Raw genomic sequence first — 18958 nt, 5'->3', positions numbered from 1 at the left:
TTCAATGAAAACATCGCCGCGGCGACGCCTTGCCGCGAATCGCAGAACCGGCAGCCCAAGGAGTTTCAACGTGGCGGATTCCATTCTTCAAGACGGAAAACTCTATATCGGCACCAGCCGCAAGCCGGACGTTACGAACAACAAGCCCGAATATCTGGAGCTGAAGTTCGGCAATCGCCACGGCCTCGTCACCGGCGCGACCGGCACCGGCAAGACCGTGACGCTGCAGATCCTCGCCGAGGGTTTTTCCAATGCGGGCGTGCCCGTCTTCTGCGCCGACGTGAAGGGCGACCTTTCCGGCATCGGCGCGATGGGCGAGGCCAAGGACTTCCTGGAAAAGCGCGCCCAGCAGATCGGGCTCGAACCCTACGACTTCCAGGAGTTCCCGGTGATCTTCTGGGACCTCTTCGGCGAGAAGGGCCACCGGGTGCGCACCACCATCTCCGAGATGGGGCCGCTCCTGCTGTCGCGCCTGATGAACGCGACGGACGCGCAGGAAGGCGTCATCAACATCGCCTTCAAGATCGCCGACCAGGGCGGCCTGCCGCTGCTCGACCTGAAGGATCTTCAGGCGCTGCTCAACTATATGGGCGAGAACGCCTCGGCGCTTTCCAACCAGTTCGGCTTCATCTCAAAGGCCTCCGTCGGCTCGATCCAGCGCGAGCTGCTGATCCTCGAGCAGCAGGGCGCCGTGCAGTTCTTCGGCGAGCCGGCGCTGAAGATTTCCGACATCATGCGCACGACCAATGACGGGCGCGGCGCGATCTCGGTGCTCGCCGCCGACAAGCTGATGATGAACCCGCGGCTCTACGGCACGTTCCTGCTCTGGATGCTCTCCGAGCTCTTCGAGGTGCTGCCGGAAGTGGGCGATCCGGAAAAGCCGAAGCTCGTCTTCTTCTTCGACGAGGCGCACCTGCTCTTCAACGATGCGCCCAAGGTGCTGATCGAGCGCGTCGAGCAGGTGGTGCGCCTCATCCGCTCGAAGGGCGTCGGCGTCTATTTCGTCACGCAGAACCCGCTCGACGTGCCGGAAACCGTGCTCGCGCAGCTCGGCAACCGCGTGCAGCATGCGCTGCGCGCCTATACGCCGCGCGAGCAGAAGGCGGTGAAGACCGCCGCCGACACATTCCGCCCCAACCCGGATTTCGACTGCGCCACCGTCATCACCCAGCTCGGCACCGGCGAGGCGCTGGTCTCCACGCTCGAAGGCAAGGGCGCACCCTCCATGGTGGAGCGCACCCTCGTCCGCCCGCCGGCCTCGCGCCTCGGGCCGATCAGCGATGCCGAGCGGCAGGACATCATGAAGGTCAGTCCCGTCGCCGGCCTCTACGACGAGGATTTCGACCGCGAATCGGCCTACGAAATCCTGATGGCCCGCGCCAAGAAGGCGGCCGACGCCGCCGCGCAGCAGGCCGAGGCCGACCAGGCCAGCCAGCAGCCCTCCGGCGGCAGCCGCTGGACGCTGCCCGGCTTCGGCGACGAGGAACCGGCCGCTCCCAAGCAGGCCAAGCCGCGTGCGGGCTACCAGCGCGAGACGGTGGCGGAAGCGGCGATGAAATCCGTCGCCCGCACGGTGGCCTCCTCGCTCGGGCGGGCGCTGGTGCGGGGGATTCTGGGGAGCCTGCGGCGGTAGGCTGCGAGGTCTGGCAGGCCCCTCATCCGCCTGCCGGCAACTTCTCCCCGCAAGCGGGGAGAAGGGATTTGTGGCGCTGCCGCATTCCGGCTTCATCGGCGCGATTTTTGGGAGACCGGCAGCATCCCGCCGCTTGCGAGGTGGTGGCGGCGATTGGTCGTAAGCGCGGCCGGATAGCCCCTCATCCGCCTGCCGGCACCTTCTCCCCGCAGGCGGGGAGAAGGGACATGTAGGACTGCCGCGTTCTTCTCTCATCCGTCCGATTTGCAGGAAACCGGTGCGGCATTCCCCTTCTCCCCGCCTGCGGGGAGAAGGTCGCGGCAGCGGGATGAGGGGCGGCGGCGTTGCCAATGGCTGCATCCGGTGCTACCCATACCCCGTTCGCAACACGAAAGAGAGGGCTGTGCCGTGAAGTTCGGCTTCCTGCCACATCGCACACATGGCCCTGATCTTGCCCTGCAAATGCGTTTGCAGGGCTGATCGGAACGAACACACTTTCTCTTCTGGTCTGCCCTATCCGGCGATGCGGCCTTGCGCCCGCATCAACGCCCCTGCCCTTCCGCGCGCCTGACGGCTGACGCCGCGCCGCGAGGGTCATGAAGACCAGAGAATTCCCATGTCGCTCATCAATATCCGTGCGCTCGGCGTCACGCTGTCCACCGACCTCTTCGCCAATCTCAACCTCTCCATCGCCGCCGGCGACCGCATCGGTCTCGTCGCCGCCAACGGGCGCGGCAAATCCACGCTGCTGAAATGCATCACCGGCGCCTTCGAGCCGACGACGGGCGAGATCACCCGCGCCCGCGGCCTCACCATCGGGCATATGGAGCAGAACCTTCCCGCCGGCCTCGAAAGGCTCACCTTCCGCGAGGCGGTGCTGGACGCCCTTTCGCCCGAGCAGCAGGAGAGCGAGGGCTGGCGCGCCGATGTGACGCTGGAGGAGCTCGAGGTGCCCGAGGTGCTGCGCGAGCGGCCGCTGGCGGCGCTGAGCGGTGGATGGCAGCGCATCGCGCTCGTCGCCCGCGTGCGCGTCGGCGAGCCGGACGTGCTGCTGCTCGACGAGCCGACCAACCATCTCGACCTCGAAAAGATCGCCCGGATGGAAAACTGGCTCGGCACTCTGCCGCGCGACATGCCGGTCGTCCTCTCCAGCCACGACCGCGCCTTCCTCGATGCCGTGACGAACCGCATGCTCTTCCTGCGCCCCGAGCGCTCGCAGCTCTTCGCGCTGCCCTATTCCCGCGCCCGTGCAGCGCTGGACGAGGCGGACGCGGCGGAGGAGCGGCGCTTCGAGAAGGACATGAAGACCGCCCAGCAGCTTCGCCAGCAGGCGGCCAAGCTCAACAACATCGGCATCAATTCCGGCAGCGACCTTCTCGTGGTCAAGACCAAGCAGCTCAAGGCCCGGGCCGAGCGGATCGAGGAGGCGGCCAAGCCGGCCCATCTGGAGCGTTCGGCCGGCGCGATCCGCCTCGCCAATCGCGGCACCCATGCCAAGGTGCTGGTGACGCTGGAGGATTCGGCGGTGGACACGCCGGACGGCACGCTTCTCTTCCGTACGGGCCAAAAATTCATCTGCCAGGGCGACCGTATCGTGCTGCTCGGTCTCAACGGCACCGGCAAGACGCGGCTGGTGCGGCGGCTGCGGCAGGCGATCGAGGGCGCGGGCGAGCCCGGCATCAGGCCGACGCCCTCGCTGGTGCTCGGCTATGGCGACCAGGCGCTGTCCGACCTTTCGGACGGGGAAACGCCGCATGGCACGATCATCCACCGCTTCGACGTGGGCGACCAGCGGGCGCGCAGCCTGCTCGCCGGCGCGGGCTTTTCCGTCGAGATGCAGGGGCGGCCGGTCGGGCAGCTTTCCGGCGGGCAGAAGGCGCGGCTCGGCATGCTGGTGCTGCGGCTCGCCAACCCGAACTTCTACCTGCTGGACGAGCCGACCAACCATCTCGACATCGAGGGGCAGGAGGCGCTGGAGCGGGAACTGACGGCGCAGGAGGCAAGCTGCCTCTTCGTCTCGCACGACCGCGCCTTCGTGCGGGCGGTGGCGAACCGCTTCTGGCTGATCGAGAAGCGCAAGCTGATCGAGGTGGACGGGCCGGAGGGCTTCTTTGCGGAGACGGCGATGCTGGCGTGAGCGGGACTGGTTTCGCGAAATTCACCCCTTTCTTTCGTCATGCTCGGGCTTGTCCCGAGCATCTGCTACCGTCGCGGTTTTTCGACGCGTCGGCAGATCCTCGGCACAAGGCCGAGGATGACGCCGGTGAGCGGGGCAAGGGTTGTCAGCAGCCCGGGCGTCGCTGGGCAGAGAGGTGGAAAGGCCCCGCTTCACCCGATACGTGGGTCCCCGCGAAAATCCTCGCGGGAAAAGCCGATGCGTCTTGGCGGGTGGTCGCAGAGGGCCTGCACGCCGAGGGGGGAGAGGCGGATGCGCCAGGTCTGGCGCTCCACCGGCCGCGGTTCGGCGAAGCCGGCGGCTATCAGCAGGGCCATGTTGGTGCCGGCGGCGGGATCGCGCACCGAGCGGTAGAGGATGGCGGCGATGCCGCCCTGCCGCGCGCCGTCGGCCAGCGACTGGCAGGCGGCGTAGTCGGTCGGGTGCGTCCAGTGCGCGGCGTCGCGGTCGAGCGGCGGCAGGGTGAGGTCGATGGCGCTTTGCGTCGCGACGGCAGCGCGGAAGGCGGTGTAGTCGGCGGCGTTGCCCGGCAGCGGCGTTGCCGGCGATTCGGCAAAGAACAGCAGGCGGTAGAAGGCCATCTCGGCGAGCGCCGTCTCCACCGTCAGTGCCGCATAGTAGACGCCGAGCGTGCGCCCCGCCCGGCGGAAGCGCGAGCCGTGCGGATAGACGGCGCCGTAGCGGAAGGGCGTGGCCAGCAGATAGTCGAGCCCGGCGCATTCGGGCGGCAGGAGCGGCTTGCTCTCTTCCAGCAGGTCTTCGAGAAGCGCCTGCTCATCCAGCGTATCGACGAGCTTCAGGGTCGAGACGCGGTGCTGCGCCTCGACGAACCGCCAGACGCCGCCCTTGAAAGGCCGCGCCTCAGACGAGAGCGCGGCGGGCGTCCAGATAGGCAAGGACATCGACAAGGCCGGCAATGGAGACGATACGATCGACGGGGCGGGCGCCGAGCACGGTGTTGTCCGCCGTCATCCAGGCGCGGGCGACGCGCTCGTCGCCGCCGGTGATGGCATCGAGCGAGCGGAAGAGACGCACGAGCAGCACGGCAAGCTCGAAGGGCTTGGTGCCGCGCTCCAGCAGCACGTCCTGCCGCTTCAGCCGCGAGACCGTCGCCTCCGAAACGCCGATGACCGCCGAGAGGATGCGCGCCGTCAGCCCCAGCCCGTCCGCCGCGCGCACGGTCGCCTTGGTGAGCACGGTGCCTTCGGCATTGGCTTGCAAGAGGGGTTTGCGCTGCATGGGGCGATCTCCTTTCATGGGAAACAATATAGGCTTTATATTTCCCATGACAAGATGCGATCTGGCCTCACGCCACCCGGACGTAGCTCGTCATGCCGGTCTTCTGATGCTCGATGATATGGCAATGGAACACCCAGTCGCCGGGATTGTCGGCGACAAGGGCGAGCTGCACCTTCTCGTCCGGCAGGATGAGGTAGGTATCGGTGAAATGCGGGCGGACGGCCTGCTTGTTGGAGTTCATCGGCCGGAAGGCGAGGCCGTGCAGGTGCAGCGGGTGGACCTGCGGCGTCGGGTTCTCGACGTTGAAGACATAGGTCCGGCCCGTCTTCATCTCGGCGAGCGGAGCGGTCGGGTCGCCCGTGTCGTCCGCCCACGGCACCTTGTTGATGGCCCAGAAATTATAGCCGAGCGAGCCGCAGATGCCGTCCTTCGGCCGTTCCTCCGCCGAGGCGCTGAGGATGAAGGGAAGCTGCGTGGCGGCGGACAGATCGGGCTCGGCCATGGGATTGGCGGCCAGCGCCGGCAGGTCCCGAATATCCCGCTTCAGCGAGGCGCCGGTGGCGCGGAAGGTGGCGAGCGTGGCCGGCTTCGTGCCGCGCAGGTCCTTGAGGGCCGCGACCGCGCCTTCGCCGTCCGGCATGCGCAGCACGAGATCGAGGCGCTGGCCGGGGCCGACCAGGAGATGGTCCAGCGCGAAGCGCTCGGCCACGGGATTGCCGTCGGCGGCGATGACCTCGGCCTCCGCCCCTTCTACGACGAGGGCGAGGATGCGGGTGACGTCGGTGGCGGCAAGGCGCAGGCGCACGAGGCCGCCGGCCGGCGCGTCATATTGCGGCTCCCGGCGCCAGTTGGCGGTGCGAACGGTGCCGAAGGTGCCGGCGCGGGCGGCATCGCGCGGGCGGAACTGGGCGATGAACTGCCCGTCGCCACCGAGCCGCCAGTCGCGAAGGTTCAGCACGATCTCGGCGTCGAAGACCGGATCGGCCGCGTCCTCCACGACGACGAGGCCGGCAAGGCCGCGGCCCATCTGCTCCAGCGTGTTGCAATGGGGATGGTACCAGAAGGTGCCGGCATCGGGCGGGGTGAAGGCATAGTCGAAGCCGTCGCCGCCATAGACATAGGGCTGCGTGAGGAAGGGCACGCCGTCCATCCGGTTGTCGATGCGAAGGCCGTGCCAGTGGATCGTCGTCGGCTCGTCCAGTTTGTTGTCGAGGCGCAGGTTGAAGAGTTCGCCGCGGCGCATGCGCAGCACCGGCGGGATCTCCGCCTCGCCATAGGTCATGGCGCCCTTCGTCGGGCCCTTGTCGGTGATCAGCGCCTCGGCGCGGCGGGCGACGAGCGGCATGGCGGCCTTCGCGCTGGCAATGCCGCCGAAATACCCGGCAAGGCCGAGCCCGCCGGCATAGGCCCCGGCGGCAAGAGTGCTCTTCAACAGCGTGCGGCGTGTCAGCATGGCGGTCCCTCCGGGTATGTGACCCGTTTCTAAACCTGAGGACGGCGCTCATCAATAAGCATGCCGCGACCAGATTGCCGCAGGCTCAATGCTTGCCGTTGCGGTCCTTCTCGGGCGCGGCGAGCTTATTGAAGAAGAAGGAGGTGCGCAGCAGGGTGCGGAAGCGGCGGCGCCGCTCCCCGGCCGGCACGGCGGGGCGCGCGGTCATGCGCAGCGCCGTATAGGCCATGAAGGCGACGAGCACGACGGCGGTATAGAGGAAGAGCGCCTGCGGCCCGAGGAACTGCAGGAGGACGGAGGCGAAGAGCGGCCCGATGATCGCCCCGCAGGACCAGAAGAACAGCATGCCGGCCGAGACCAGCGCATGCTCGCCCTCGCCCGCATGATCGTTGGCATGGGCCGAGCACAGCGAATAGAGCGGCATGGCGAAGGCGCCGAAGACGAAGATGCCGACGAGGTTCTTCCATTCGTCGCCGCCGGCGAAGAGGGCGAGGTACAGCGCGGCGAATGTCGAGCCGAGCGTGGCGAAGAGGATGACGAGGCGCCGGTCGAGCCGGTCGGAATAGATGCCGAGCGGATATTGCAGCACGACGCCGCCGACGATGCCGGCGCTCATGAAGCTGGCGATCGCCGTCACCGACAGGCCGATATCGTGGGCGTAGATCGGCCCGAGATTGCGGAAGGCCGCATTGGTGAGGCCGACGACGATGCAGCCGACGGTGGCGAGCGGCGAGATGTTCCAGAGCTTCTTCACATCGAAGCGGATCGCCTCCGGCACGGTGGGGCTGGAGCGGTCGGCAAGCGAGATCGGCACCAGCGAGAGCGACAGCGCCATGGCGATGATGGCGAAAATCTCGAAGCCGCCGACGCCGACGCCGGGAATGACATATTGCGCCGCCGTGACCGAGCCGAGGTCGACGAGGCGGTAGACGGAGAGCGTGCGCGCCCGGTTGGCATTGGTGACGGCGGCGTTCAGCCAGCTTTCGACCGTGGCGAAGAGGCTGGCGAAGCAGACGCCGGCGACGAGGCGCATCAGGAACCAGAAGACCGGATCGATGACCAGCACCATGGCGATGGCCGAGGCCGAAGCGATGGCCGCCATGGCCGAGAAGGTGCGGATATGGCCGATGGCGCGCAGCACGCGCGTCACATAGATGCAGCCGATGGCGAAGCCGATGGAATAGCCCGCGCCGACGAAGCCGATGACGGAGGTGGAAAAGCCCTCGTCGGACGCCCGCAGCGCGATGAACGTGCCCTGCAGCCCGTTGCCCCCGATCAGGATGCCTGCGGTCACGAGAAGGGGAATCAGCGGGCGAATCGTGGACATGCGGCCACTATGGCGAAGGTTTTGCGGAAAGGGAGAGGGAAAGCGGCGGGGGATGCGGAAATCGTATGCAACGGCGGCGGATGCCATACCCCCCTCTGCCCTGCCGGGCATCTCCCCCACAAGGGGGGAGATCGGCAAGACGCGAAAACCTTGCTCAATCAGCAACGCTGGAGATGGGCGAGACGGTGCTCCATCCAATCTCCCCCCGTGTGGGGGAGATGCCCGGCAGGGCAGAGGGGGGTGGCATCCGCAGATCCGCCCTCCTTCCCTCACCCCTCCAGCAAATCCGTCATGACCCGCAGATGGTCGGCCGCCAGGGGCTTTTCGAAATAGCTCTTCACGAAGCTGTATTGCAGGGCGCGCTCGCGGTCCTTGCCGAGATGCGAGCTGGTGAGCATGGCGACGACGGGGGCGTGGACCTCGAACTCCTCGGCATAGCGGTCGAGGAACTCGAAACCGTTCATGACCGGCATGTTGATGTCGAGGATGATGGCGTCGGGCGTTTCAACGCGCAGCGCATCCAGCGCCTCCGTGCCGTCGAAGGCCTTGGTGACGCGGATCGACGGATCGAACTTGCGGATCGTGTATTCGCAGATGAACTGGTCGTTCTCGTCATCGTCGACGACGAGAATGGAGGTGATCTTCATTCTATTCCCCATCGGGCAGTTCCACGATGAAGCGGCTGCCCTTATCCCTTGCTTCGTAAAGTGCGGTCCCGCCGAGGGATTCCGCGGTCTTCTTCAAAATATAGAGGCCGAGCCCGCTGCCGAAGGAACGGTTCGGGTGCAGCCGTTTGAACATCTGGAACAACAAATGGCGGCTGGCGGGCGGAACGCCCAGACCGTTGTCCTCCACCGACAGCCGCAGCCTGCCGGCATAGCGGAAGGCGCGGATATCGATCGCCGGCTCGGCTTCCTTCGGATCGTGATATTTGACCGCGTTGGACAGCATGTTGCCGACGACGACCTGGAATTTCGACGGCTTGCTGACGATTGTCAATTCTGGCGGCACATGATTTTCGATGCGGATGCGCCGGACGTCGTCGAGATGCGACAGGGCATCGACCGCCTCGCTAACGAGCGCGCGCAGGCCCACCGGCCGATCCTCCTCTTCCAAAAGGCGGGTGCGCGTGACGGTGATGATGTTCTGGATCAGGTGGTCGAGGCGGCGGAAATTGCCTTCCATGCGCTGGAGCATCTCGCCGAGCCCGGCCATGTCGCCCTCCGCCATCATCTCGCGCGAAATGCCGAGCAGGCCGAGCGAGGAGGCGATCGGCGAACGCAGGTCGTGCGAGGTGCGGTAGGCGAATTCCTCCAGCTCGGCATTCGCCTCGATCAGCGCCTGCTCGTTCGCCTTGCGCTCGGAAATGTCGCGCACGATGCCGCTGTAGATCGTCGCGCCGTTCAGCTCCACCCGCGCGACGGCAAGGTCGAGCGGGAAGACCGTGCCGTCGCGGCGCCGGCCCTCCACCTCGCGGCCGACGCCGATGATCTTCGCCTCGCCGGTGCGGCGGTAGCTGGAAAGATAGCCGTCGTGCTCGCCGTGATAGGGCTCGGGCATCAGCATCTTCACGTTCCGCCCGACCACCTCCTCCGGCGCATAGCCGAAGATGCGCGTGCAGGCGGCGTTGACGGAAAGGACGATGCCGCGCTCGTCGATGGTGACGATGCCGTCCACCGCATTGTCGATGATGGCGGCAAGGCGGGCGCGGCTTTCGGCAAGCTCGCCGGCCATGCGGCGCGCCCGGCGCGAGGAGAGATAGAGATGGGCGATCAGTGCGCTGTAGAGCGCGCCGGAAATCAGGACGAGCGAGGACAGCGTCGAGCGGGCGGTGTTGTCGCTGCTGGAGAAGGTGATGCCGAAGGCCTTCTCGTAGCGCGCCAGCTCGTAATAGGTCATGGCGAGCAGCAGGAGATAGGTGCCGAGGCCGAGCGCGCCGGCCAGCGCAATCCGGTGGTAGCCGGTCGTCTCCGCGCCCACGAAGACCAGCACGAGGCCGAGCGCGACGAAGCAGCTCGCGCTCTGGAAGGACATGCGCGTATAGCGCACCCAGTCATGGGCGAAATCGAGCGCGATGGCATAGCCGATCAGCGCGGCCGCCGCGATGATGACGCAGGCCATGCCGAGCGCCACCTGCAGCATCCCGCTCCTGCCCTGCAGCGCGCGTTGCAGGAAGGCAAGGCCTGCCAGCATGAAGCACAGCGCGGTATTGGGCGCGATGCGGCCGGGCCGGCTGGTGCCGATATCGACGAAGGGCCGGTCGAGCAGCGTGTCGATGCCCGCATCGATGCCGAAGAGGTGCTGGGCGAGCGCCAGCGCGCCGTAGACGAAGACCATGAGGAAGAGCGCGGCCGGAAGACGCCGGAAACCGCGGCCGGCCAGAAGCACGGCGGACCCCATGGCGGTGAAGGCGAGCGCCGCATTGAACTTCATGCCGAAAAGAGCGGGATAGCGCGCGGCGAGCGCCGCCGGCTCGGCGAGCCACAGCGTCAACATGACGACACCGACCGCGACGCACCAAAGGCCCGCCGCGACACTCGCCTTCTGCCAGGACCCCTGCCCGTTCACCCCTGCCCCCTTGGCGCTTGCGACGCCGCGCGGACCTTAACCCGAAGGCCTTGCAGGGTGAAGAGGCGAAAAACTACCCCTATGCCGCGTCGTCGCGCCTGTCCGTGCCCTCGAGCCGCCCGGCCAGCGCCTGCAGCTCGACCGTAAGCGATTGCAGCGCCTCGATGGAACAGCCCGTCGCCTTGCCGATCGCCATGCGGATGGCGACAGCCTCGCTCTGCATGGCGCGGCCCTTGTCGGTGAGGGTGACGAGGACCTGCCGCTCGTCGGCCTTGTCGCGGGCGCGGTGGATGTAGCCCGCCGCCTCCAGGCGCTTGAGCAGCGGCGAGAGCGTGCCGGAATCGAGCCCCAGCGTCTCGCCGAGCGCCTTGACCGTGCGGCCATCCTCCTCCCACAGCGTCATCAGCGCGATATATTGCGGATAGGTGAGGCCATAGGGGTCGAGCAGCGGCTTGTATGTGCGGTTGAGCGCATGGGCCGCGGAATAGACGGCGAAACAGAGCTGCTGGTCGAGGGCCAGCATGCCCGGCGCAATGTCGTTCGTCTCAGCTTCGTCACGTTTGTCGCTCATGCTGCCATTCTCGCATAAACGGCCGAAATTGCAATTTGCAAAATCATATTGCGCGCAATCTAGTTTTGCGCTATCAAATAGCCATCATCAACGACGACAGGAAGGAGACAAACATGCCCATTCTCTACAGGACCAAGGCTTCCGCAACGGGCGGCCGCGCCGGCCATGGCGCAACGGAAGACGGCACCGTCGACGTGACGCTGACCGTGCCGAAGGAACTCGGCGGCGACGGCGCGTCCGGCGCGAACCCGGAAAAGCTCTTCGCGGTCGGCTATTCCGCCTGCTTCCTCGGCGCGCTGAAATTCGTCGCCGGCAAGGAAAAGGTGAAGATCCCGGATGACGCGAAAGTCACCGCGACGGTCGGCATCGGCCCGCGCGAGGACGGCGGCGGCTTCGGCATCGAGGCGGCGCTCGAAGTCTCCGCCCCCGGCGTCGACAAGGCCGTGCTGGAAGACCTCATCAAGAAGGCCCACGTCGTCTGCCCCTACAGCCACGCCACCCGCGGCAATCTCGACGTCAAGACCACGGTCGCCTGACGCTTCCCTGCCCCGACCGGAACGAAAGGCCGTCCGCCCCGCGGGCGGCCTTTCTGTTTCCGGGGAAACAGCGGGCGGCGAGGCGCCGTGGGACATTCGGATCACCGGACGAGAGAGGCTCGTCCGAACTGATCGGGAGAGACCCATGCGCAAGATCATCGTTTCGGCCGCCATCGCGGCCGTCGCCGCCATTTCCTTCGCTGCCCCTTCCCAAGCCGGCTACTACGGCTACGGCCACAAGCCGCATTGCTTCATCAAGAAGGTGAAGTCCTACGACGACTACGGCAACGTCATCATCAGGAAGTTTAAGGTCTGCAAGTAGTCCCGCGTATGCTGACCTTCGAAAGGGCCCGGATGTGCCTGCATCCGGGCCTTTCGCGTGTAACCGGTCTTGCCGCGCCGCCTCCGGCGCAAGTTTTTGATTGTGGCAAAAGGGTGGAACGTCTAAAGCTGCCCGATCAAAAATTTCAAGAAAAGCCCGCCAGAGCCGCCTATGCAGATCATCGAGACAACCGCAGCCCTTCGCGACGCCTGTGAGACGCTCGCCCGTTCCGAGTATCTGACGATCGACACGGAGTTCCTGCGGGAGACGACGTTCTGGCCGGAGCTCTGCCTGATCCAGCTCGCCGGTCCCGAGACCGAGGTGATCGTCGATCCGCTCGCCAAGGGCCTCGACCTGCAGCCGTTCTTCGAGCTGATGGCGAACCCCGCCGTGCTGAAGGTGTTCCACGCCGCCCGGCAGGACATCGAGATCATCTTCAACCGCGGCGGGCTGATCCCGCATCCGATCTTCGACACGCAGGTCGCCGCCATGGTCTGCGGCTTCGGCGACAGCGTTTCCTACGACCAGCTCGTGCAGAAGATCAAGGGCGTGCATATCGACAAGTCCTCGCGCTTCACCGACTGGAGCCGCCGGCCGCTCACCGACAAGCAGCTCGAATACGCGCTCGCCGACGTGACGCACCTGCGCGACGTCTATCTGGCGCTCAAGGAGAAGCTGGAAAGCGCCGGCCGCTCGCTGTGGCTGACCGAGGAAATGGCGGTGCTGGAATCGCGCGATACCTACGACCTGCATCCGGACGACGCCTGGCGGCGCCTCAAGATGCGCGTCAAGAAGCCGATGGAGCTGGCCGTCCTGCAGAAGGTCGCCGCCTGGCGCGAACGCGAGGCGCGCGCGCGCAACGTGCCGCGCTCGCGCATCCTCAAGGACGACACGATCTACGAGATCGCCCAGCAGCAGCCCGCCGATGCCGAGGCGCTCGCGCGCCTTCGCACCATTCCCAAGGGCTGGGAGCGCTCGCAGTCGGGCGCCGCCCTGCTCGAGGCCATCGGCGAGGCGCTCGCCATTCCCAAGGCCGACCTGCCGCGCCTGCCGCGCCAGAACCATGTGCCGGAGGGCGCGGCCGCCGCCAGCGAGATGCTGAAGGTGCTCCTCAAGATCGTCGCGGAAAAGCAGGGCGTCGCCGCCAAGATCATCGCCAATTCCGACGACCTCGAAAAGATCGCCGTCGATGGCGAAGCCGCCGACGTCGCCGCCCTCCACGGCTGGCGCCGCGACCTCTTCGGCGAGACCGCCCTCAACCTCATCGGCGGCAAGGTGGCCTTGCGCTTCGTCGACCGCAAGATCGAGGCGGTGGAGCTTTAAGCCCTGCGCCGCGCGTGCTCGACAAGGTAGCGGGTCGCAAGACCGATATGCCGCGGGATCGGCTTGTCCTTGCGGTAGGAGGCAACGAGGCGGCGCGAGACTTCGAGCGCCGCCGCCATGCCATCCAGCGACATGCCGAGCTGGTCCATTGCCGCCCTGAAATCCGCATTCTCGAAATCGTCGGATGGCAGCGCCTCGATCCAGACCGCCGAGCATTCGAGGTCGTCCCCCGGCCAGACCAACGCATCCCCCTCCTCGCTGACGGCGAGCACGCGAAAGAGCGCATCGTCCTGCCGAAGCGGGATGAAGATGCGCCGGCTTTCCAGCATCGGGCCGAGATCGACCACCTTGCTCGCCCCGTCACGCCAGACAACGCGCACGCGCCGGCCATCAAGCGCCTCGGCTTTCATGATGCGCGGCAAAGGCCGGCCCACGGAAATGATGTCATCGTTCATTGAGACGGCGCCACTCACGTTCCAGCAACTCCCTGTTTTCCAAGGCCCAGCGGCACGCCAGATCATAGGACCGGCGGTCGATCGAGCCTGACAGAACCGCAAGATCGGCAATCCGCACCAGCGCTTCATGTTCCGGCGTCAGGATGTGGAAATGCGGCGGGTTATGGTCGTCGGCGAACATGCGGATCTTCAAGTTTCCGAACATGAAGAGTGTCGGCACATCCAATTCCAGCGATAAAATAGTGCACTCGGCGCACTAAATCAACGATATAGTGCACCGAGTGCACTTCCTTGTCCAGCCTAGGCGTGCAGCTTCGCGCCCTTCGTGATCCGATCGACGGTTTTCTTCTCGGCGTGAAGGGCGATGCCGACGATTTTTGCGTCGTCCGGGCCGAACTTTTCGAAGACGGCGCGGTTGGCGGCGTCGTGGCCGGTGGCGAACATTTCCTCGATATAGACGGAGGCCGGCACCTCGCGCTCCAGCGCGCGGGCGTGGATCTTCGCGAGAGTCGCGCCGTCTGCCGCCAGCACGATGACGGGCTGGACGCTGAGGGCATTGTAGACATTGCCCCGCGCATCGCGGTAGGCTTCGCCGATCAGCTCCGGCTTCCGGCCGATGATGCCGCCGGACAGGAAGGCGGTGACGTTGAGCTTCTGCCACACCTCCAGATCCTCGCGCAGCACCACGGCGAACTTGGTATCGAACATGCAGGTATTCTCCCGGGAAAAGGCCGCGGACCATTCCGCGGCCAATGCGATAGCAGGCGCGCTCGACGATCCGCTTGAACGTTCGTGCGAGGAGAAGGACCGCATCGTCGTCGCGCCGGAGCTTGCCGGCATCGAGCGCATCGAGGCGCGCTTCCGCGGCAAGGGGTTCGAGCCGCACCGGCACGATACCTATGCGCTCGGCGTCACCATGGCCGGCATCCAGACCTTCCGCTATCGCGGCGAGGCGCGTTTCAGCCCGCCCGGCAACGTGATCGTGCTGCATCCCGACGAGCTGCATGACGGCGGCGCGGGCACCGAGGAAGGCCTCACCTACCGCATGATCTACATCCCGCCGGAGCGCTTCCTGCCGGCGACGGCCGGGCGCGGGCGGACGCTGCCCTTCGTCGCCGCGCCCGTCGTCGACGATCCGCGCCTTGCGGGCCTGCTGCTCGACGCCATCGGCAGCATGGACGAGACGATCGAGCCGCTGAAGCTGGACGAGATCGTCGGGGAGATCGCGAGTGCCCTCCTCGACCATGCCGGGGCACCGCAGGCACGAGCGGGGCGGCTGGCGCGGCCGGAAGTGCAGCGGGCCTGCGATTTCCTGCGCGGGAACCTTTCCCGGCAGGTCGGCTCCGCGGAGCTGGAGGCGGTGACGGGGCTCGACCGTTTCGCGCTTTCCCGCCAGTTCCGCCAGCTCCTCGGCACCAGCCCGCACCGCTATCTCGTCATGCGGCGGCTGGAGCGGGCGAAAGCGCTGATCACGGCCGGCGAGACCATCGCGGAAGCGGCCTTCGCCAGCGGCTTTGCCGACCAGGCGCATCTCAACCGGCACTTCAAGAAGGCGCTCGGCATGACGCCCGGGCGCTTCGCGGCGCTGGCCGCCGGGCACCGGAACTGATCCCTAGAGCATTTCCAGCAAAAGTGCGAAGCGGTTTTGCGTTCGGAAACGCGGCAAAACAAAGAGGTCACGAAAGCGATACCCAACTGTCAAGCCGCGGTCATGCGCGACGCCTATCAAGCGGCGTCGCTTCGCCGACCCGTTTTGCAAACCCATGGGGATTTTCATGACCAGGCACCTTTTCGCCACCGCCGCGCTCGCGCTGTTGACGTCCACCGCAACCTTCGCCGCGGACAAGGAATTTCCGGCCACGCTGAAGGCCCACGCGATCCTTCCGGCCAACACGATCCTCGCCGCGCCGGCCGATGCCGCCGACTACCTGAAGACCTCCGGCAAGTTCACCACGCCCGACCGCAAGCGCACCGAGGCCCTCGGCAGCATCATGGGCAAGGACGGCGTGCGCGAAACCGGCCTTTCGCTGCCCTTCGACGGCCAGCCGATGCAGGGCTTCTCCGGCATCAAGGCCATGGAGGACGGCACGTTCTGGACGCTCTCGGATAACGGCTTCGGCAACAAGCTGAACTCGACCGACGCCATGCTGATGATCCATCATGTGCGCTTCGACTGGGACAAGGGCACGATGGAGCCGATCAAGACCGTCTTCCTTTCCGATCCCGACAGGAAGGCACCCTTCCCGATCGTCATGGAAGGCGCGGCGACGCGCTACCTCACGGGCGGCGACTTCGACGTCGAATCCATCCAGCCGGTGGCGGACGGTTTCTGGATCGGCGAGGAATTCGGCCCCTATATCCTGAAATTCGACCTCGACGGCAAGCTGACGGATGTCATCGCCACCGAAGTCGACGGCAAGCCGGTGACCTCGCCGGACAACCCGACGCTTGCCGTGCAGGCCGATCCCTCCAAGAAAATGCCGGCCTTCAACCTCAAGCGCTCCGGCGGCTATGAGGGCCTTGCCCTGTCGAAGGACGGCGCGAAGCTCTATGGCCTGCTCGAAGGCCCGATCTGGCTCGACGGCGAGAGCGTCGAACAGGCCGAAGGCCGCCCGGCGCTACGCATCATCGAGCTCGACGTCGCCTCCAAGGCATGGACGGGCCGGAGCTGGCTCTATCCGCTTTCAGAAGGCGGCGAGGCGATCGGCGACTTCAACATGCTGGACGCGACGACCGCCCTGGTGATCGAGCGCGACAACGGCGCGGGCACCGCCGACAAGGCCTGCGCCGATCCGAAGGACCCGAAGCCGGATTGCTTCGCCCCCGCCTCGAAGGTCAAGCGCATCTACAAGATCGCCATGACCGACGAGAACGCCGGCAAGGCCGTGCGCAAGATCGGCTATATCGACCTCCTCAAGATCGCCGACCCCGACAACAGGAAGCGCCAGGGCGGCGGCGAAGGCTTCTACGACATGCCCTTCGTCACCATCGAGAATGTCGACCGCGTGGACGACACGCATATTATCGTCGGCAACGACAATAACCTGCCCTTCTCCGCCGGCCGCGCGCTGGACAAGGCGGACGACAACGAGTTCGTGCTGCTGGAAGTGGGCGAGTTCCTGAAGGCCGAATGATCGGAGAGCGGGCCGCATCCTCCTTCTCCCCGCCTGCGGGGAGAAGGGGCAGGAGGCGCCGCCGTCTTGCTGCAAGTGACGATCCGGGGAGAAGAATTTCCGCTACCGCGGATCGACCAGCCGCAGGATCAACTGGTGCACGTTGCCGCCCTCGCTCATCTCGACCTGGTCGAAATCGCGGCTGCGGGCGCGCTGGGCGTTGGAGAGTTCGCCGAGGCGGGCCTGCAGTTGCGGGCGGATCTTCCGGCAGTCCGGGTCGTTCTCGACCGTCATGCCGACGCTCATCGCCTCGATCTCCTTCACCATGTCCCGGATGAAGTCGCCATGCACCTTCTCGTGCGCGGTGACGCCGGCGAGGAAGGTGTCCCAGCGGCCCTTCATCGGCTCGACGAGCTTGGTTTTCAGCCTGGGCAGCGTGTAGGTGATGATGAGCTTCGGCCGGTTGACCGTGATCACGCAGGCATTGCCCTTGCGCTCGTATTTGCGCGTCCAGGTGAGCTTGAAGCCGGTATGGGCGATGACGCGGGCGACGCCGAGCTTCGGGCCGCGCTCGCCGATAGAGCGGTAGATCTCAAGGCCCGTCGCGCCCTCGACCGTATAGGGCTCCACCCGCTCGACCGCCTGCCAGTCCTGCGCCATGGCGCTTGCGGCGAAGAGGAAACCGGCGAGGAAGGACACGATCCGCATGGCGACCTAAAGGTACCTGAAGGCGAGCTTCCTGCCGGTCAGGCGGGCAAGCTGCTGTAGGCGGCCCTCGAGCCGTTCGCCGGCGAGTTCGGCATAGTCCGGCGGGACGACGAGATCGAGGTCGACATCCGCCTGCGTCGACTTGCGGAAGGCAAGGCGCGGCACGACGCCGGGCATGGAAGCCGAGAAAAGGTAGACGACGCGCAGCAGTCCGCCGACGAGCTTGGCCAGCTCGCGCAGGCGCGGCGTCGCGACGGCGGCGAGCGAGCTGCTCACCGCATCGTCGTTCAGCCCTTCGAAGCGGTAGTAGTTGGTGAGCGCGATGAAGGCGCGGCCGGGATGGGTGATGCCGATGAAGGTGCCGTGCGCGATGAGGTTCAGCGCCTGAAGGCCGCGATAATCGGGATGGGCGCGCCAGCTTATATCCGCCAGGAGGCAGGCGGCCTCGCGGTAGCGCCGCTCCTCGTCCGTCTCGGTGATGCCGAAGAGCGGCATCATGCGGCCGGTCCATTCGGCAAGCTCGCGGGCATGCTCGGGCGAGCGCGCGCGCAGGATGGCAAGCTCGCCGGCGGCGGCGAGCAGCGGATCGCGCGCCTTCTCGCGCTCGGGCAGCAGCGAATAGAGATAGCCCTCGCGCACGCCCTGCGCGGAGAAGAAGACCCGCGAGGGCTTCATGATGGCGATGGCCTCCTGCATGGCGACGGCGCCGAAGGGCAGGAGGTTGCGGCGGTTCTTGGAGATCGTGGCATAGGCCGCGTCCTTGGGATCCTTGGCCGTGACGATATCCGTCAGGAAATCCATGGCGTCGGAAAAGCCGAGCTCGTAGCCCTGGATCATGTGCAGCGGATAGTTGCGCACCTCCATGTTCAGCGTGCCGATGGCGCGCCAGGTGCCGCCGACGGCATAGAAGGCGCGGCCCGCGCCATTCTTCAGAAGATTGGCGGTGCGAAGATACTTGCGCGCGACGATGCGGGCCTGGGCGGGCGAACCGCCGGAGGCTTCCGACAGGCGGATGCCGCCGAGCGGCAGGGTGACGCCCTTGCCGATCATGCCGCCGGCCACATCGATCAGCTCCAGCGAGCCGCCGCCGAGGTCGCCGACGATGCCGTCGGTGTCATGGAAGCCGCTGACGATGCCGAGGGCGGAGAAATAGGCCTCCTCCTCGCCCGTCAGAACGCGGACCTTCTGGCCAAGGATCATCTCGGCCTGATGGATGAAATCGGGGCCGTTTTCCGCCTCGCGCGCGGCGGCGGTCGCCAGCGCGAACATGGTGGAGGCGCGGGCCTGCCTTGAAAGAGCCTTGAAACGGTGGAGAGCTGCCAGCGCCCGGTCGACGCTCGCCTGGTCCATGCGGCCCGTTTTGGCGAGGCCCCGGCCGAGGCCGCACATGACCTTCTCGTTGAAGAGAATGGCCGGCGAACGGCTCATGCCCTCGTAGACCACCAGGCGAATCGAGTTGGAGCCGATATCCACGACCGACACCGGGGCAATTCCAGGCAGACGCCCCTGGGCTTCAGATTCGACCATGCATATC

Annotated in this window: 19 protein-coding genes; 7 read left to right on the top strand and 12 right to left on the bottom strand. The window is 66.4% G+C overall.

Annotation, left to right across the window (positions count from 1 at the left end):
• Positions 1-82: 82 nt before the first annotated feature.
• The gene (locus ACZ48C_RS03795; protein ID WP_464782770.1) at positions 83-1633 is read left to right on the top strand and encodes a helicase HerA-like C-terminal domain-containing protein; all 1551 of its coding nucleotides are present in this window, start codon (positions 83-85) and stop codon (positions 1631-1633) included.
• A gap of 616 nt (positions 1634-2249) precedes the next feature.
• Complete coding sequence (locus ACZ48C_RS03790) at positions 2250-3770, top strand: ABC-F family ATP-binding cassette domain-containing protein (RefSeq protein WP_464782234.1); 1521 nt, start codon at positions 2250-2252, stop codon at positions 3768-3770.
• Between the two features lie 191 nt (positions 3771-3961).
• On the opposite strand, the gene ACZ48C_RS03785 is transcribed toward ACZ48C_RS03790, so the two are convergent.
• The 7 genes from ACZ48C_RS03785 to ACZ48C_RS03755 form a co-directional block, all read right to left on the bottom strand.
• Positions 3962-4711: an RES family NAD+ phosphorylase gene (locus ACZ48C_RS03785; protein ID WP_464782233.1), complete on the bottom strand. Its 750-nt coding sequence runs from the start codon at positions 4709-4711 to the stop codon at positions 3962-3964.
• The gene (locus ACZ48C_RS03780) at positions 4671-5048 is read right to left on the bottom strand and encodes an MbcA/ParS/Xre antitoxin family protein (RefSeq protein WP_119258167.1); all 378 of its coding nucleotides are present in this window, start codon (positions 5046-5048) and stop codon (positions 4671-4673) included. Before ACZ48C_RS03780 ends, ACZ48C_RS03785 begins: the two co-directional genes overlap by 41 nt.
• Positions 5049-5115: 67 nt before the next feature.
• Positions 5116-6501, bottom strand: a complete 1386-nt coding sequence (locus tag ACZ48C_RS03775) for a multicopper oxidase family protein (RefSeq protein ID WP_464782232.1) — start codon at positions 6499-6501, stop codon at positions 5116-5118.
• Between the two features lie 85 nt (positions 6502-6586).
• Positions 6587-7828, bottom strand: coding sequence for an MFS transporter (locus ACZ48C_RS03770; protein ID WP_464782231.1), 1242 nt, complete (start codon positions 7826-7828; stop codon positions 6587-6589).
• Positions 7829-8097: 269 nt separating this feature from the next.
• A complete protein-coding gene (locus ACZ48C_RS03765; RefSeq protein WP_162911478.1) occupies positions 8098-8475 on the bottom strand; it encodes a response regulator in 378 nt (125 codons plus the stop codon).
• Position 8476: 1 nt separating this feature from the next.
• Positions 8477-10396: a sensor histidine kinase gene (locus ACZ48C_RS03760; protein WP_464782230.1), complete on the bottom strand. Its 1920-nt coding sequence runs from the start codon at positions 10394-10396 to the stop codon at positions 8477-8479.
• A gap of 79 nt (positions 10397-10475) precedes the next feature.
• Positions 10476-10967, bottom strand: a complete 492-nt coding sequence (locus ACZ48C_RS03755; protein ID WP_464782229.1) for a MarR family winged helix-turn-helix transcriptional regulator — start codon at positions 10965-10967, stop codon at positions 10476-10478.
• A 113-nt stretch (positions 10968-11080) separates the two neighbouring features.
• On the opposite strand from ACZ48C_RS03755, the gene ACZ48C_RS03750 reads away from it, so the two are divergent.
• The 3 genes from ACZ48C_RS03750 to rnd all read left to right on the top strand — a co-directional run bounded on the left by ACZ48C_RS03750 (position 11081) and on the right by rnd (position 13148).
• Complete coding sequence (locus ACZ48C_RS03750; RefSeq protein WP_234189232.1) at positions 11081-11503, top strand: organic hydroperoxide resistance protein; 423 nt, start codon at positions 11081-11083, stop codon at positions 11501-11503.
• A 145-nt stretch (positions 11504-11648) separates the two neighbouring features.
• Positions 11649-11825 carry a hypothetical protein gene (locus tag ACZ48C_RS03745; protein ID WP_162911477.1) on the top strand — a complete coding sequence of 59 codons (177 nt, stop codon included), beginning with the start codon at positions 11649-11651 and terminating at the stop codon, positions 11823-11825.
• Positions 11826-12002: 177 nt separating this feature from the next.
• A complete protein-coding gene (gene rnd, locus ACZ48C_RS03740; RefSeq protein WP_318912357.1) occupies positions 12003-13148 on the top strand; it encodes a ribonuclease D in 1146 nt (381 codons plus the stop codon).
• Here rnd and ACZ48C_RS03735 read toward each other — a convergent pair.
• The 3 genes from ACZ48C_RS03735 to ACZ48C_RS03725 form a co-directional block, all read right to left on the bottom strand.
• Complete coding sequence (locus tag ACZ48C_RS03735; protein ID WP_162911476.1) at positions 13145-13603, bottom strand: DUF2442 domain-containing protein; 459 nt, start codon at positions 13601-13603, stop codon at positions 13145-13147. The genes rnd and ACZ48C_RS03735 overlap by 4 nt on opposite strands.
• Positions 13593-13784 (bottom strand): DUF4160 domain-containing protein, encoded by a 192-nt coding sequence (locus ACZ48C_RS03730; protein WP_464782228.1) that lies wholly within the window; start codon positions 13782-13784, stop codon positions 13593-13595. Before ACZ48C_RS03730 ends, ACZ48C_RS03735 begins: the two co-directional genes overlap by 11 nt.
• A gap of 119 nt (positions 13785-13903) precedes the next feature.
• The gene (locus ACZ48C_RS03725) at positions 13904-14311 is read right to left on the bottom strand and encodes a DUF2000 family protein (RefSeq protein WP_318911171.1); all 408 of its coding nucleotides are present in this window, start codon (positions 14309-14311) and stop codon (positions 13904-13906) included.
• Here ACZ48C_RS03725 and ACZ48C_RS03720 point away from each other — a divergent pair.
• Positions 14310-15212, top strand: coding sequence for an AraC family transcriptional regulator (locus ACZ48C_RS03720; protein ID WP_464782227.1), 903 nt, complete (start codon positions 14310-14312; stop codon positions 15210-15212). The genes ACZ48C_RS03725 and ACZ48C_RS03720 overlap by 2 nt on opposite strands.
• Positions 15213-15378: 166 nt before the next feature.
• Entirely contained in the window at positions 15379-16737 is a 1359-nt protein-coding gene (locus ACZ48C_RS03715; RefSeq protein ID WP_464782226.1) for an esterase-like activity of phytase family protein, read from the top strand.
• A 102-nt stretch (positions 16738-16839) separates the two neighbouring features.
• Here the strand turns inward: ACZ48C_RS03715 and ACZ48C_RS03710 are convergent, their stop codons facing one another.
• Complete coding sequence (locus ACZ48C_RS03710; RefSeq protein ID WP_464782225.1) at positions 16840-17424, bottom strand: DUF922 domain-containing Zn-dependent protease; 585 nt, start codon at positions 17422-17424, stop codon at positions 16840-16842.
• Between the two features lie 6 nt (positions 17425-17430).
• Positions 17431-18951: a Ppx/GppA family phosphatase gene (locus ACZ48C_RS03705; RefSeq protein WP_119258156.1), complete on the bottom strand. Its 1521-nt coding sequence runs from the start codon at positions 18949-18951 to the stop codon at positions 17431-17433.
• Positions 18952-18958: the final 7 nt, after the last annotated feature.

It is taken from the genome of Shinella sp. 1A1, assembly GCF_055379515.1.
Note: the sequence above shows the minus strand (reverse complement) of the source record. Positions and strands in the feature narration are given on the sequence as shown.